We start from the raw sequence: 15,218 nt of genomic DNA on the forward strand, positions 1-15,218 counted from the left end.
TGTGATGTATTTTTGTGCAGCCTCAGAACGCTTCTAATCAATCTTTTGTGTTTGACTCGATCGATGCCGCTCTCGCCGACCTTAAAGCTGGACGCTCTATTGTTGTAGTGGATGACGAAAATCGCGAGAATGAGGGCGACCTCATTTGTGCCGCTCAGTTTGCGACCCCAGACACGATCAATTTCATGGCAGTGGAGGCGCGGGGATTAATCTGTTTGGCAATGACGGGCGAGCGCTTGGACGAACTCGATTTACCGTTGATGGTAACCAATAACACCGACAGCAACCAAACTGCTTTTACAGTAAGTATCGATGCTGCGACACATTTAGGCGTGACAACGGGTATTTCTGCTGAGGATCGCGCCCGCACGATTCAAGTAGCGATTAACCCCGCCACGAAACCCTCAGATCTGCGCCGTCCCGGTCATATTTTTCCCATCCGCGCCAGGACGGGTGGAGTCCTCAAACGCGCCGGACATACAGAGGCAGCGATCGATTTAGCTCAATTAGCAGGGCTGTATCCGGCGGGGGTGATCTGTGAAATTCAAAACCCCAATGGTTCAATGGCACGGTTGAATCAGTTGATGGAATACGCCAAACATCACCAACTGAAAATTATTAGTATTGCCGATCTGATTAGCTATCGCTTGCAAAACGAGCGATTTGTGACTCGCGAGACTATTGCTCAATTACCGACTTCCTTCGGTGAATTTCAGATCTATGCTTATCGCAACAGCGTAGATAACTCCGAACACGTAGCAATTGTTAAAGGCGATCCGGCTCAATTTCGCGATCGCCCCGTGATGGTGCGGATGCATTCTGAATGTCTCACGGGTGATGCTTTAGGTTCGCTGCGCTGCGATTGTCGGATGCAACTACAAGCAGCTTTGAAAACGATCGAACATGCGGGTGCGGGAGTCGTCGTTTACCTGCGTCAAGAAGGTAGAGGCATTGGCTTAATTAACAAACTGAAAGCGTATTCCCTGCAAGACATGGGACTGGACACTGTAGAAGCAAACGAACGCCTCGGCTTTCCTGCCGACTTGCGTAACTACGGGGTAGGGGCGCAAATTCTCAACGATTTGGGCGTGAAACAAATTCGGTTAATTACCAACAATCCCCGCAAAATTGCTGGATTGAAGGGATACGGTTTAGAAGTCGTCGATCGCGTGCCGTTGCTGATTGAAGCCAACGATTACAACTCTAACTACCTTGCCACCAAAGCCAGCAAGCTAGGGCATATGCTCTTACAAACATACTTAGTTGCTGTGGCAATTCACTGGCAAGAAGAATCTTTATCCGTCACGCAACGTTACGAACGGTTAGAAAAACTACGACACATTGTCAGGACGCACGATTTGTTATTGCAGGAAGAGGCACGACCGTTGGCTGTGGCACTGTTCGGTCAACCTTCCCTAACATTTCACGTTGGTTTAGATCAACCCGAACTAGCTACACCAGATTGGTATCAGCAACCAAATCATCCCTATCTAAAAGCGATCGCGCAAATTCTCGATAGCATATCGACCTTACCCTACGTCCAGCGACTAGAATTTCTCGTTGCTCCCGGTCACGATCCGCTCACGGGTTTGCAAGTCCAACTAAACCGACACAATATTGGTACTGATACCTCGCCTTCTGCCATCTTCGATCGACTAGAAACCCAGAAGATTTATTGTTTTGGGTGTTAGTTGTTGGTAGTTGGTAGTTGGTAGTTGGTAGTTGGTAGTTGCTAGTTGGTCACTGCTCCCTGCTCCCTGCTCCCTGCTCCCTCATAAAGAGGTAATTCAATCCAAAATCGACTTCCTTGCCCTAGTTGCGATTCTACGCCGACACAGCCGCCCATGCGTTCGATGCTTTTACGCACGATCGCTAAGCCGATGCCCGTACCTGGATAAGTTTCAATTCCGTGCAGGCGCTCGAAAATGCGGAAGATCCGTTCGGTATCGCTTGATGCAATTCCGATGCCGTTATCGATAATCCACAGACGCGCCCACTGCTGTTGGTGGTATCGGATGAGCTGGGATTTGATTTCAACCTGCGGATGGCTTTCTGGTTTGATAAACTTGAGGGCATTACTGAGCAAATTGGCGATCGCTTGGGTTAAGGTCGGGCTGTGTGCCAAAACGAGCGGTAAAGGTGTTGCAACTCTAATTTCTGCCTGCTTTTCTTGGAAATCTATTTCTAATTGTTTGCAGGCAGATTCGATCGTTGCCATCAATGCGACGGGTTGTAAGGTAATTTTCGTGCGAGTCAACTGGCTGTAGGCTAGTAACTCGGCAATCAGCCGATCCATCTGCACTGCGTCTGCGGTAATTGACCGAAGGTATTCGTTACCCGAATCATCAAGGCGATCGCTATAGTCTTCTTGCAATGCTTGGGCAAATCCTCGGATCGTCCGTAGTGGTGCGCGTAAATCGTGGGAAACCGAATAAGCAAAAGCTTCTAATTCTTGATTGATCTCCTGAAGTTGTGCCGTGCGATCGCTTACTTTTTGTTCTAAGGTGGCGTTGAGTTGCTGGATTTCGGCGGCGGCGCGTTGGCGTTCTATTAATTGAATTTGCAATTGTTCGTTACTGAGATTGAGTTGCTGCTGTTGCTCGAATAAAGTGCGGACGAGATGCTTTAACGAACGAGATAGTCGCCCGATCTCGTCGCCGCTGGTAATTAAAGGGAGTTCCGTATTTGCGTTCCCTTGACGCAGACGATCTGCTGCTGTTGCGATCGCGAGTAAGGGATAGGTGAGGCGACGCATAAGAAACCACCCAGCAATGGCAAATAATATCCCTAATGTCAGATCTTGAGTAAAAATCTGGCGTTGTAATGTCCGTACGGGTGCAAGTGCGAGATCGGCTTGTTGCCTCACCACAACCGTCCAACCAAGTCCAGGGTAATTTCGATACCCCGTACTACGGGCAAAACCCGTGAGGTAGAGATCGCCGTCCGACCAGGTTTCGAGCGCGTAGCCGTTGCCTTGCTGTTGCAATGTCTGTAGACTAGGCAGCGAGGGAATTCTTTCTTGCAGCTCGATGGGCGCGAGTAGCACTTTGCCAGAGGCACTAAAGATGAAAACTTCCACCTGCGATCAATTTTGTAGCGGTTGCAGTAAAGAGTCTCGAATTTCTTTTGCCCACGTCCAACTGAGATGAGCGCCTAGCACACCTGTATACTGACCCGCCGAGTCAGTCACGGGAGCTGAGATGTCGATAAATCGTAGGGGTTCGTTGGTTGGATTTGGTAGCAGCTTGGCTAAGAGCATGGCTTCGTGAACGTCGCCCACCGCTGCTTGAGTGCGGGCGTTTTGAAACCACGGTCGTTGTGCGACGCTGAGATTTTCTAACAGCTTACCCGTACTGACGAGAACTTTACCTGTGGCATCTGTCAAACCAATCCAGCTATAAGTGGGATAGGTGCTTTGTAGCCTGTCGAGCAGCGATCGCTTTTGAGATCGAGGAGAATTGGGATTGCTGAGTAAATCTAGCTCGGTCAGGTTTTGGATCTCGCGATATCGCTCAAACATGCCGCGATCGAGTTTGTCAGAGACTTGGTATGCTAACTGCTCTAACGCGATGCCAGCATCAGTTTTGACGCGATCGCTCGCCGTAGCACTGACCGTAATACTAGCCATGACTGCCATGACTAGCGCAAGACTACATATTGTTAAGCCTAGCCGCGCTCTCAAGCTTTGACGCGGATCGAACCGCTTAGCAACGCGATCGAACAATTTTTCTGAGGTCAAAACTTGATGAAATGCCATCGGCATATTTTCTAGTTCAAACGATTTTGGCGAGTGATTTTAAGTCAATTTAAACCGATTCTAGCTTTCTTACCGTGCCGTATCCCATAATTGCATTGCAGTAGTATACAGACGAGTTATTGCTAGTTTTTTAGTTATTTTTCAGTTTTTTAATCATAAATCGATATTATTATTTTCTTGCGATATAATGCAAGCGGAATTATCAAAAGAGCAATACCAATTGCTGAAGATTGTATATTTTGTTGCGGACAATCGATTGCTAAAACTTTCTTAACGACTTACCTTAAATTAATCTTCTTTTAATAAGATTTGGATAATGCCATATTACTAAAAATTTTAAAGGAAAAAAATAAAAAATCGAATGTTACGTATTCTGTTGATAGACGATAATCCCAGCGATCGCAAGCTCGAAAGTCGCGAACTTCAACGCGAGTTTGCTGAAATAGAAATTCAAACGGCGATCGATGCAGCTGAGTTTGAATGCGCTTTAGCAGCAGGCGGATTCGATCTCGTCATCACAGATCATCAATTGCATTGGAGCGATGGACTAGCTATTTTAGATGCTGTAAAAGCCAAGTATCCCGATTGTCCAGTGATTTTATTTACGGATAGCGGTACAGAAGAAGTTGCCGTGACTGCCATGAAGCGGGGAGCGACAGATTACGTCCGTAAGGGAAAACCCTATCGCCTCGCGATCGCCGTGCGGGAAGCTGTAGAAAAGCAAAACCTGCGGCAGGAACGCGCCAAAGCGATCGAACAAATGCAGCTTACAGAAGCGAATTTACGATTTGCGCTTGAAGCAGCCGATCTCACTGCCTATACTTGGAACCTGCAAACCGGAGAAGTTCGCCGTTTGGAGAATGCGGGTAACATATCGGAAATTGGTGACGGCGAGATCGTGGGGACATTTGAGCAAGTGTTGGATCTCGTTCATCCCGACGATCGAGAGCTATTTCAAACTGAGATTCAAACTGCGTTGAAAACGGGAACCTATAGCTGCGAATTTCGCATTCTCAAACCAGATGGATCGATTGCATGGGTTTTAGATAAAGGGCGGGCAATTTACGATCGCTCGGGAAACCCAGTAGGATTGTTTGGCATTGCCTGGGAGATCACGCAACGCAAAAAACTCGAACAAGAACAAGCGCGGCTATTCGAGTTAGAACAAATTGCCCGTAATGCTGCTGAATCTGCCAACCGCATTAAAGACGAGTTTTTAGCAATGCTTTCGCATGAGTTGCGATCGCCATTGAATGCAATTTTAGGTTGGGCGACGATTCTCGAATCGGGACGACGAGATGAAACGACACTACAGCGGGCAATTAGTACGATCTTGCGCAACGCTCAAGTACAAACTCAATTGATTGAAGACCTGCTCGACGTGTCTCGCATCGTTCAGGGTAAATTGAAGTTACAGTTTATTCCACTCAATTTAGCCACCCCAATTCAAGCCGCGATCGAAACAGTTGAGTTGAGCGCTCAAGCCAAATCAATCGATTTGCAGATCTTCCTCGATCGCGATCGAGGATTCGTTTATGGCGATCCCAATCGGTTACAACAAGTTGTCTGGAATTTACTCACAAATGCGATTAAATTCACCCCATTTGGTGGGCGGGTTGAAGTGCGCTTGTCACTGGAAGGGAGCAGGGAGCAGGGAGCAGAGGAGCAGAGGAGCAGAGGGGCAGAGGAAGCAGAGGAGACTAGGAGCGACAACCAACTACCACACACCACACACCACTCCTATGCTCAAATTAGAGTTAGCGACACTGGTAAAGGTATCGAGCCTGAGTTTTTACCCCATGTATTCGAGTTATTTCGGCAAGCGGACGCTTCGACTACCCGCAACTACAAGGGGCTGGGACTTGGCTTGGCGATCGTGCGCTATCTAGTGGAAATGCACGGCGGTTCGGTAGCTGTCGAGAGTCTGGGAGAAGGACAGGGAGCCACGTTTACAGTATTATTGCCTTTGATGGGGATGGAAAGTCGGGAATCGGTAGGGGCGCACAGCAGTGCGCCCGGACTGGGGAATCGGAAGTCGGACAAGGAAGAAGCCAAAGCAATGTTTCTCCCTCAGCCTCCTCAGCCTCCTCAGCTCTCTTCTTCCCCTCACCCCTCATCCCTCACTCCATTACCACTTAACAACTTGCGCGTGTTGGTCGTTGATGACGAACCAGATAGCTGTGAAGTGATTGCAGTGATTTTGCAAACGAGCGGTGCAAAGACGTATACTGCTGGCTCAGTACAAGCAGCTTTGCAAGCCCTAGAAGCTTTCCAGCCAGATTTGCTAGTCAGTGACATAGGAATGCCGGGAGAAGATGGATATGCGTTGATCCGTCAGCTCAGAACGAAAACAACAGCACAACGGCAGATTCCGGCGATCGCGATGACAGGATTTGCCAGACTTGAGGATCGGACTCAAGCGATCGCGGCTGGCTTTCAACGTCATTTACCTAAACCCATCGACCCAGACACGCTGATTGCCGTAGTTACAGATTTAATTCAAGAGATGGGTAAGACATTTAATAATTTGTAGTTGGTAGTTGGTAGTTGGTAGTTGCGTTGTGTGTGTTGCGGTGCGGTGTGGTGCGAGATCGAAAGTGGCGAGAGGCAAATTTTGACTTCTGACTTTTGACTTTTGAATTTTTCTCACCGCCAGTCTTTACCAACACGGATTGTGAGCGAAGAATCCAAATCGCCGATCGCGGCGGCTTCAATATTGCCGACACCTAAGATTTGCTGAATTTTAGTTGCTGCTTCGGTATCGCCTTTTTGAGCAATGATATTTGTCTGGCGCTGAATATCCGACCAATCGGAGACAGCATAGACGTTGGTAAAGCCTTTTTGCTTGAGATAGCGGACGACTTTTTGACTCAATTGGGGTTTGCCCGAAGCATTTTGCACGGCAATTTTTAGGCTTGTCAGCGGTTTGGGTTTGGGTGCAGCCCCAATCGTAGAAGTACCGAAGTACTGACTCATAATCTGGTCTTGACCTGAAGTATAGAGCCAATAGCTGCTGGGGTCTTGACTATAAGGGCTGAGATCTCCTGGTAACAGGAGCATTTGCCAGTGTTCTGGCTTCATTTGAACGCTAAAATGCACGATCGCCCGCAGTTCTTCTGGACTGAGATTGGTTTCCACCGCAGTTTGCATAATTTTGGTTATTTCCGGCAGTTGGGGGAGAATTGCCGGACTAGTGAGGCGATCGCGCAAAGCTGCAATCAACATCTGCTGGCGCTGGACGCGATCGAGATCTCCCTGGTTTGAGGCGCGGAAACGAGCAAACTGTTCTGCTTGTTCCCCACTTAAAGTTTGCCAGCCTTGTTCTAGATCGATCTGCAACCGTTGCGTCCGGTCTTGGTATGCCATGCGTTCGGGAACAAATACCTCAATCCCTCCCATCCGATCTACTAATTGCCGCAAAGCATCTGCGTTAATGCTGAGATAGCGATCGATCGGGACATTATTTAACGTGCGGCTGACAACCCGCGCTGTTAAAGGTGCGCCCCCCAAGGCATAAGCGCGAGAAATTTTATCTAGACCGATCTTGGGTAAGACAACTTGACTGTCTTTAGGAATTGAAAGTACCCTGATGGCTGGGCGAGCGGGGTTGAAGCGGATTAACAGCATTGTATCGCTAGTCCCAGTTGCCGACGCAGAGATAGGATGATGCCCGATGGTGCTAGGAGGAGGTTCGATCCCTAAAATGAGAATATTTACCGGACGGGAGAGATTGTAGGGCAAGCCATTGCGGAGGAAAGTACTACGCGGTTGCGGAGAGTCTCTAGATAGCAAGTCAGAAGAAGTGCGACTGCCCCAAATTGGTAATAGCAGCGCCACCATTGCCCCTAGCAAGATCGACAAATTAGCCACGCCAATCCAAAATAGGAGACGGTTTCTTGTCATCTGAAACCACAACCAACGGCGAAAAGACAAGAAATTCTGGCGAGTGACAGACAGCGATCGCCTCACCTCCACTTCTTGCAGTTGTCGTTTCAACCGCCGATCGACTCGTTTTAGTACACCAATCACAACAACTTATTCCCCCAAGCCAAACCCTACAGAAATAGTAATCCAATAAGTTACGATTGCCTTTAGCAAAAGCAAAGTAAACTCGAAAGCAGATTTAACAATTTTTGACGCGAACGCTTATGAATGGTTCTCTCATCCCTGTGATTTTGGCTGGAGGCAAAGGCGAACGTTTTTGGCCCCTCAGCCGCAGGCATCGCCCCAAGCAGTTTTTAAGTTTAGATGGTAGCGGTAAAAGTTTACTGCAAGCGACAGCCGATCGCCTCTTACCCCTGGCAGGTAGTTGGGAAAATCTCTGGGTGGTGACATCAAGCCAGCTCGCCGACGGAGTAGCCGCACAACTCCCCCAGATGCCAGCCCAAAACATTTTGGCAGAACCAGAGGGACGAGATACAGCCCCGGCTGTGGCTTGGAGTACGCTGGAAATAGCGCAACGCTACGGGGAAGATGCTGTTGTAGGTTTTTTCCCTGCCGATCCTTGGATTGGAGATTTGCCAGGGTTTCAACACACTCTACATGCTGCTGCTCAATTAGCTGCCACCACAGATGCGATCGCCACACTAGGAGTCAAACCTAGTTACCCGGCAACTGGCTACGGTTATATCGAGCAAGGCGATCGGACTGGAATTTATGGTAACTTACCTGTCTATCGCGTCAACCGCTTTACCGAAAAACCAGACCTACATACAGCCGAAGAATTTCTCTCCACGGGGCGGTTTTGCTGGAATAGCGGCATGTTTATCTTTCGAGCCGGGGTGGTACTCAAAGAAATGCATACCCACGCTCCAGACATCCTCATCCCCCTCAAACAGCAAGGCAGAGCGGCTTACTCCCAGTTGCCCAAAATTAGCATCGATTATGCTCTGATGGAGAAAACCAAACTTGCCTACGTGCTACCAGCCGACTTTGGTTGGGACGATTTAGGCGATTGGAATGCGATCGCCCGTTTGCTCCAAGGAGAAACCCCCAACGTCGAAGTCGGTCATCATGTCGGACTAGATACCGCAGGCAGCTTAGTTTATGCTGAAAACGACGAAGATGTAGTTGTGACTATTGGCTTAGAAGATGTCGTCATCGTGCGCGATCGTAACGTCACCCTCATCGTCAAAAAAGACCGCACCCAAGAAATCAAACAAGTTTTGAAATTATTGCAGGATAATCCTAAATTTAGTCATTTATTGTAAAAAGGTCATTAGTCATTGGTCATTGGTCATTGGTTGCTACTCTCTCCTTCGATCTCTGCTCCCTGCTCCCAGCTCGTCCCTGCTCCCTAACAACTGACCACTCTCCTTGTGGCAGATGAGTTAAGTTGCTATTTAGGATAGAAGTTGACTGTTGGTAGCGAGATGAATAGTTATGCTGACAAGCCAGTGGGATGCAGCCGCCAGAACAGTAGCGTTAAACTCGATTGAGTTTTATCAGAGATCTATTTCTCCTCGTAAAGGCTTCGATTGCCCGCACAGAATTTTGTATGGGAGCCAATCTTGCTCTAGTGATGTCAAACATATGCTGACTAATCGGAGTTTATTGTCAGCCATAAAATTCTCAATTCAACGATTTCAGGCTTGTTCCCGTGCCAGTCAAATCCTCAAATCTCAAAAAACTGCTGCTGGCTTCCGCTGCATTGTGATTCCTTGCTGCATACCGTTATGAGGGAGCGCACGAGCGCACAAGCAGTGACTAGTAGCTAGCGACTAGAAAAGAATCTAGCCACTAGTCACCAGCCACAAGCCACTCACCAATAACCAACAACTAGTTACCCATTACCCATTACCCATTACCAACTACCTAAACTGTGTTCCTAACTCAAAATACTTCTCGTCAACGAGAAATTGCCGAAATTCTGTTCCGTAACGGCTGGGACTATATGCGACGGCTGCTAACTGGGGGTAAAACAGACGAGCCTCAGTTACCGACACCAGCCGTATTACGCAAAATCTTAGTAGATTTGGGACCCGTTTATGTTAAATTCGGGCAGCTTATGTCTACCCGCCCCGATCTATTACCTGCTTCTTATATTGATGAGCTGTCAACCCTACAGGATGATGTTCCACCCGTGCCTTGGGCAGAAATTGAAGTTGCGATTCGCAAACAGCTTAAAAAACCTTTAGAAGAAACTTTCAGTAAAATTAACTTTCAAGCTGTTGCCGCTGGATCGATCGGTCAAATTCATCGTGCTACGTTGACAGATGGTCGAGAAGTCGCTATCAAAGTGCAGCGTCCCGGGATTGATGCGATCGTTGCTCAAGATATTTCCTTAATTCAAGGAGTCGCCGATTTAGTGGCGCGGAGTGAGTTCGGTCAGAATTATGAAATCAAATCTTTAGCAAATGAATTCACAGCTGCATTAGAGGCAGAACTAGACTTCACGAGAGAAGCGCACTTTGCCGAACAGTTACGGCGCAATTTGTCAGCTAGTCGGTGGTTCGATCCTCAGCAATTAGTCATAGCAGAAATTTTCTGGGATTTGACCACAGAAAAATTGTTGGTGATGGAATGGTTGGATGGAGTCCCTTTATTAGCGGCAAGCTTTGCTGAAAATAATGGTGTATCTCCAGAAACCAAACGACAAGAAATTACAACTTTGCTATTTCGGGCTTTTTTCCAGCAGCTTTATATTGATGGATTCTTCCATGCCGACCCGCATCCCGGCAACATTTTCTATCTCAAAGATGGGCGTGTTGCGCTGTTAGATTGCGGTATGGTAGGCAAGCTAGATCCTCGTACCCAGCAAATTTTAGTAGAAATGTTGTTGGCAATTGTCGATATTGACGCTCAACGATGTAGTCAGTTGACGTTGCAATTGTCAGATTCAGCTCAGCCCGTAATTCTATCGCGATTGGAAAACGATTACGATCGCATGTTACGGAAGTACTATAACTTAGATCTGTCTCAAATCAATTTCAGTCAAATTATTTACGAATTGTTGCAAGTTGCTCGTAACAATAAAATCCGCTTGCCGAGTAATATGGGTTTGTATGCAAAAACCCTTGCCAATTTAGAAGGGTTAGCGCGGCAATTTAATCCAGAAATTAATTTTCTCGATGAAGTCAAACCTTTGTTAACAGACTTGTTTCGTCGCCAGTTATTAGGCAATCGCCCTGTAGAATCTTTATTACGAACAGCCCTCGATATCAAAAGTCTTTCGCTGCAATCCCCCCGCCAGATCGAACTGTTATTAGACCGCGTGACCTCAGAGACGTTGCAATGGAATTTATCGGTGCGGGGATTAGATAGCATACGTCGTACCCTTGATGACTCTGCTAACCGCCTCTCGTTTAGCGTATTAGTTGGTTCGTTAATTATGGGCGCAGCGATTATTTCTTCCAAAGCCCAGACAGCACAGCTATCGTGGCTCAGTAGCGTCCTATTTGCAGTGGCAAGTTTGTTGGGATTGTGGCTGATTTTTAGTATTTTGCGATCGGGGCGTTTGCGGTAGGCTTTGTTAAAGATAGACGAGCCTGCTCAACTTTCAAATCTTCGATAAGAATCGCTCCTCATGTTCCCATTTAAGACTCACGACTCACCGCCTTAATGCAATATCAAATCGTACACAAAACAATCTACACCTACAGCAAACCAATAACTTTAGAGCCGCACACAATTCGCTTGCGTCCTCGGTCGGATGGATGGCAAACTTTGCAGAACTTTGAACTGGAGATATTGCCAACTCCCGTAAGTCAGTCTCAAATAATCGATTTGGATGGCAATGCGGCAATAAAAGTTTGGTTTGGTTCGCAAACTACAGAATTATTAGAAATTCAAACGCGATCGCAAGTAGAAACTCACTGCACCAATCCGTTTAATTTTCTGTTAGAACCGTGGGCGCATAAACTACCAATTGATTATCCAAATTCATTGCGATCGCAACTCCAACCATATCTACAAGGATATTGGAATACAGCAGGAATAGATCCAATTGCCATTCAACTGGCACAAGAAATTCATCACACCCAAAATGGGGAAACGATAGGATTTTTAACAGCACTCAACGAACGAATTTATCAAAATTGCCAGCAAGTTATTCGCGAGACAGGCGCACCTTTACCTCCTAGTATTACTTGGACAGAAAAATCTGGTTCTTGTCGCGATTCGGCAATTTTATTTATGGAAGTTTGTCGTGCTGTGGGTTTAGCAGCACGTTTTGTCAGCGGCTACCAAGAGGGCGATCCCGATGCAAACGATCGCCATCTCCACGCTTGGGCTGAGGTGTTCTTACCAGGCGCAGGCTGGCGGGGTTTCGACCCTACACACGGATTAGCTGTGGCTGACGGTCACATTGCTGTAGCTGCTAGTGCCATTCCTCAAAGTGCAGCACCAGTCAAAGGTGGATACAAAGGAAAAGCACAGTCAGAGTTAAGATACAAATTATCGATTCAACCTGCGATTGGACAATAGATTTGGTAATTGGTAATTGGTAATTGGTAATTGGTCACGCACCACGCACTACTCATCACTGATTATCGTATTTTTCTAAATGTTCTGGTTCGACTTGTGCCGCAGTTATCCAGGCTTGCATGGCAGGAAGATGCCGAATTGCTTCGGCATAGTCTTGGCAAATCGGATCTAATTTGACTCCGTAAGTAATAAATCTGGAGACGACTGGGGCGAACATGGCATCGGCAATTGTAAAGTGACCGAACAGTAGATCGCCGTTATTGTTGCCAAATTTTTCGCGGCATTCGCGCCAAATTGTGGTGATGCGATCGATATCTTCTTGTACGCCTGGTTTTATCCCTTTACCAGGAAAATGACTGCGGCAATTCATCGGCATATTTTGGCGCAAATTTTGAAACCCGGCGTGCATTTCGGCACTAATCGATCGCGCTAAGGCACGGGCAGCTAGTTGAGTTGGTAATAATTTAGCAGCGGGAAATTGTTCGATTAAATATTCGCAAATTGCTAAAGATTCCCAAATTTTAATATCTCCGTGCTGCAATACTGGCACTTTTCCAGTCGGGCTGTAGCGAAAAATTTCTTGACGAAATTGTGGTGTGTCGAGCGGAATTCTGATTTCGTTAAAATCTACACCAATTTGTGTTAAAACTAGCCAAGGACGTAGCGACCAAGAAGAGTAATTCTTATTGCCAATAACTAAAGTAAATTGTGTCATAAAAGTTATCAGTTAACAGTTATCAGTGATTCGTGGCTGCTGGCTAGAAAAGAATCTAGTCACTAGACACTCAACACTCTCTTACTAATGACGAATGACGAACGATCGATAAATTTAACGAATTGGGACGAACCCAGCCTGCTTGACGATCTCCTGACCTTCTTTAGATAGCACCATGTTGACATAGGCAAGTCCAGCTTTTTCATCGACTGAGCGATCGCGACGGATCATGATAAACAGGCGGCGAGTCATTGGATATGTGCCGTCTATAAACGCTGGTGCATTAACCTCTCTATTCTCTGTCAAAGGTTGCACGTATTGTTTGGTGTTGGCTTTGGCTAAAGCAATGGGACGGATTGACTTCTGGTTAGCAAAGATGGGAGCCGAACCGTAAGAAATTCCACCCTGTGTTGCGGCAACCTTACGAATTGCTGTGGTGTAATCGCGGACAATTTGCACGTTAGAACCGACATCTTCGCCTTCGCCACCTAGTAGTAACTTAAGTACGCTAGTAGTTTTGGGATCGAGTCCGACAGGCACAATTGGCACGTTTGGTCCTCCTACCTGTTGCCAGTTTGTCACCTTGCCTCTGAAGATTGCTTGTAGTTGGTCTATGGAAAGCCCAGTAACAGGTAGAGATACAGGGGTATAGAAGATCACTCCGTCAATAGCCACTGGTATTTGTTCCAAAGACAATCCACGGACTTTAGCCTTGTTGTAGTCACCTTCTTCAAGGGATCGAGCGCTCTGAGCAATGCTCAATTCACCATCGATCAGCATTTTAATTCCCGTACCAGAACCAGGTTCGCCATTAAAAGGCTCAGTGTAGCGCAGGTGAAAATCTGGGTGAGCTTTGGCGATCGCATCGTTCATGCCACTAGCAGTCAGCGCCGCAAAGGTGTGAGCGCCACCATAGTTAAACAGACCAGATGGCACATTTTGTACCTCCTGTATTGAATTTCGCAGTTGCAAACCAGAAGTATCGGCAAGTTCTGCTGGTACTGGCTGTGGTAGAAAGGTCGGGTAATTTTTCCAGAAAAAATAGGTGAGTCCCCCAGCAATGACTAGAAGTGCCGGAACTAGAAACTTAGCAGGACTTGCAATGATTCGCCAGTTTTGTTTCAGAAAATTTTGTTGCAAGAAACGATGTTTCTGCGGATCTCCATTCAGGGATTGGGAAGTCTTAGGAGCGATTCTCGATGGTTGTGGAAATCCAGACTGAGCAGTCTGAGGGATTTCTAGCTGCCTTGAATGTTCGTTTGGAAAGGCAACGGGCAAGATGGGGTTTAAAACCTGTAAAATCTCATCTGCTGATTGAAAACGATTGGCAGGTTTTTGTGCCAACATTCGATTCAGAGTTTTTGCCAGGAGTGGACTTAACTTTAACTCCTGCTCCCAAGACCACTGTAGAGTATCTGGATCGAGCAACTGCTGAGGTTTTTTCCCCGTCATCAATACGAGGATTGTAATTGCTAGAGCATACAAATCGCTGTGGGGAGCTACTATGCCAAAATAAAGCTGTTCCTCTGGGCAATAACCGATTTTACCCACACAAGTAATCGCAGAACCAGGAAGATTTTGCTCTGCTTCTAGCTGCGTACCTATTTGAATTGCTACCTGTTTCACCCCTCCCATATCAATTAAGACAGGCAGACTATCTTCTCTACGAAGGATGATGTTGTCAGGTGCGATATCTCGGTGAACTACCCCGCGACGGTGAAGATAACTAAGAACTGGTAGCAGGTTTTGTAAAAGTTCTAAAATTTCTATTTCACTAAAGCATTGACCTTGCTCTAAGCGATGCTCAAGAAGATCCTTATATGTTGGTCCATCAACATAATCTAATACTAAAAAAATTCGTCCTTCTTGCCGAAATATCTGCCAGAATCGAGGAATTTGTGGATGTTCGAGCTGGTGCAGCATCGCTGCTTCTCGTTGAAATAATTCTTCTGCTTTCTTGAGGGCGGTAGTGTTCCTCATCGAAGGCATAAACTCTTTGATCGCGAATTTTTCTCGAAACCGCCCCATGTCTTCTGCTAAGTAGGTTCTACCGAAACCTCCCTGTCCTAGCTGTCGTTGGATGATGTAGCGCTCGTGCAGGCAAGTTCCAGGTTGCAATGGCTCACCATCATTTTCTGTGAGCGAAATTGCACCTACTGGCTGGGATTGTACTATTTGTAAAAGTTCACCACACTGAGAACAAAATCTTGCTCCTGCTGCAACTTGGTGTCCTCTACTACACACAATACTCATAGTCGTTTTCCACCCAGATGACACAAGTATAAAACACTTCAGAAGTCAGCTGATAATTTCGGTATTTAT

At 46.8% G+C, this 15,218-nt stretch carries 11 protein-coding genes; 6 read left to right on the plus strand and 5 right to left on the minus strand.

The window, feature by feature from the left end:
• Nucleotides 1–14 precede the first annotated feature (14 nt).
• Nucleotides 15–1,691, plus strand: coding sequence for a bifunctional 3,4-dihydroxy-2-butanone-4-phosphate synthase/GTP cyclohydrolase II (gene ribBA / locus H6G17_RS22345; protein WP_192160815.1), 1,677 nt, complete (start codon nucleotides 15–17; stop codon nucleotides 1,689–1,691).
• 41 nt (nucleotides 1,692–1,732) lie between these two features.
• Here ribBA and H6G17_RS22350 read toward each other — a convergent pair whose 3' ends face one another.
• Nucleotides 1,733–3,079 (minus strand): ATP-binding protein, encoded by a 1,347-nt coding sequence (locus H6G17_RS22350; RefSeq protein WP_199316923.1) that lies wholly within the window; start codon nucleotides 3,077–3,079, stop codon nucleotides 1,733–1,735.
• Between the two features lie 6 nt (nucleotides 3,080–3,085).
• Nucleotides 3,086–3,763, minus strand: coding sequence for a hypothetical protein (locus H6G17_RS22355; protein WP_192160816.1), 678 nt, complete (start codon nucleotides 3,761–3,763; stop codon nucleotides 3,086–3,088).
• Between the two features lie 355 nt (nucleotides 3,764–4,118).
• On the opposite strand from H6G17_RS22355, the gene H6G17_RS22360 reads away from it, so the two are divergent.
• Nucleotides 4,119–6,290, plus strand: coding sequence for a response regulator (locus tag H6G17_RS22360; RefSeq protein ID WP_192160817.1), 2,172 nt, complete (start codon nucleotides 4,119–4,121; stop codon nucleotides 6,288–6,290).
• 113 nt (nucleotides 6,291–6,403) lie between these two features.
• Here H6G17_RS22360 and H6G17_RS22365 read toward each other — a convergent pair whose 3' ends face one another.
• The gene (locus tag H6G17_RS22365; RefSeq protein ID WP_192160818.1) at nucleotides 6,404–7,786 is read right to left on the minus strand and encodes an LCP family protein; all 1,383 of its coding nucleotides are present in this window, start codon (nucleotides 7,784–7,786) and stop codon (nucleotides 6,404–6,406) included.
• Nucleotides 7,787–7,905: 119 nt separating this feature from the next.
• Between H6G17_RS22365 and H6G17_RS22370 the strand changes: the two genes are divergently transcribed.
• The 4 genes from H6G17_RS22370 to H6G17_RS22385 all read left to right on the plus strand — a co-directional run bounded on the left by H6G17_RS22370 (nucleotide 7,906) and on the right by H6G17_RS22385 (nucleotide 12,181).
• The gene (locus tag H6G17_RS22370) at nucleotides 7,906–8,967 is read left to right on the plus strand and encodes a mannose-1-phosphate guanylyltransferase (RefSeq protein ID WP_192160819.1); all 1,062 of its coding nucleotides are present in this window, start codon (nucleotides 7,906–7,908) and stop codon (nucleotides 8,965–8,967) included.
• 172 nt (nucleotides 8,968–9,139) lie between these two features.
• Complete coding sequence (gene yidD, locus H6G17_RS22375) at nucleotides 9,140–9,436, plus strand: membrane protein insertion efficiency factor YidD (RefSeq protein WP_192160820.1); 297 nt, start codon at nucleotides 9,140–9,142, stop codon at nucleotides 9,434–9,436.
• Between the two features lie 142 nt (nucleotides 9,437–9,578).
• The gene (locus H6G17_RS22380) at nucleotides 9,579–11,222 is read left to right on the plus strand and encodes an AarF/UbiB family protein (RefSeq protein WP_192160821.1); all 1,644 of its coding nucleotides are present in this window, start codon (nucleotides 9,579–9,581) and stop codon (nucleotides 11,220–11,222) included.
• Nucleotides 11,223–11,317: 95 nt separating this feature from the next.
• On the plus strand, nucleotides 11,318–12,181 hold the full coding sequence (locus tag H6G17_RS22385) for a transglutaminase family protein (RefSeq protein ID WP_192160822.1): 864 nt from the start codon (nucleotides 11,318–11,320) through the stop codon (nucleotides 12,179–12,181).
• A 55-nt stretch (nucleotides 12,182–12,236) separates the two neighbouring features.
• Here H6G17_RS22385 and H6G17_RS22390 read toward each other — a convergent pair whose 3' ends face one another.
• Complete coding sequence (locus H6G17_RS22390; RefSeq protein ID WP_192160823.1) at nucleotides 12,237–12,896, minus strand: glutathione S-transferase family protein; 660 nt, start codon at nucleotides 12,894–12,896, stop codon at nucleotides 12,237–12,239.
• Nucleotides 12,897–13,010: 114 nt separating this feature from the next.
• Nucleotides 13,011–15,149: a serine/threonine-protein kinase gene (locus H6G17_RS22395; protein WP_192160824.1), complete on the minus strand. Its 2,139-nt coding sequence runs from the start codon at nucleotides 15,147–15,149 to the stop codon at nucleotides 13,011–13,013.
• Between the last annotated feature and the right edge of the window lie 69 nt (nucleotides 15,150–15,218).

Source organism: Chroococcidiopsis sp. [FACHB-1243] (assembly GCF_014696895.1).
GTDB lineage: Bacteria > Cyanobacteriota > Cyanobacteriia > Cyanobacteriales > Chroococcidiopsidaceae > Chroococcidiopsis.

What these genes read in the sequence shown, in the direction of transcription:
- H6G17_RS22355 (WP_192160816.1), bottom strand. Translation starts at nt 3,763, where the DNA reads ATGCCGATGGCATTTCATCAAGTTTTGACCTCAGAAAAATTGTTCGAT.
- H6G17_RS22360 (WP_192160817.1), top strand. Translation starts at nt 4,119, where the DNA reads ATGTTACGTATTCTGTTGATAGACGATAATCCCAGCGATCGCAAGCTC.
- H6G17_RS22370 (WP_192160819.1), top strand. Translation starts at nt 7,906, where the DNA reads ATGAATGGTTCTCTCATCCCTGTGATTTTGGCTGGAGGCAAAGGCGAA.
- yidD (WP_192160820.1), top strand. Translation starts at nt 9,140, where the DNA reads ATGCTGACAAGCCAGTGGGATGCAGCCGCCAGAACAGTAGCGTTAAAC.
- H6G17_RS22385 (WP_192160822.1), top strand. Translation starts at nt 11,318, where the DNA reads ATGCAATATCAAATCGTACACAAAACAATCTACACCTACAGCAAACCA.
- H6G17_RS22390 (WP_192160823.1), bottom strand. Translation starts at nt 12,896, where the DNA reads ATGACACAATTTACTTTAGTTATTGGCAATAAGAATTACTCTTCTTGG.
- H6G17_RS22395 (WP_192160824.1), bottom strand. Translation starts at nt 15,149, where the DNA reads ATGAGTATTGTGTGTAGTAGAGGACACCAAGTTGCAGCAGGAGCAAGA.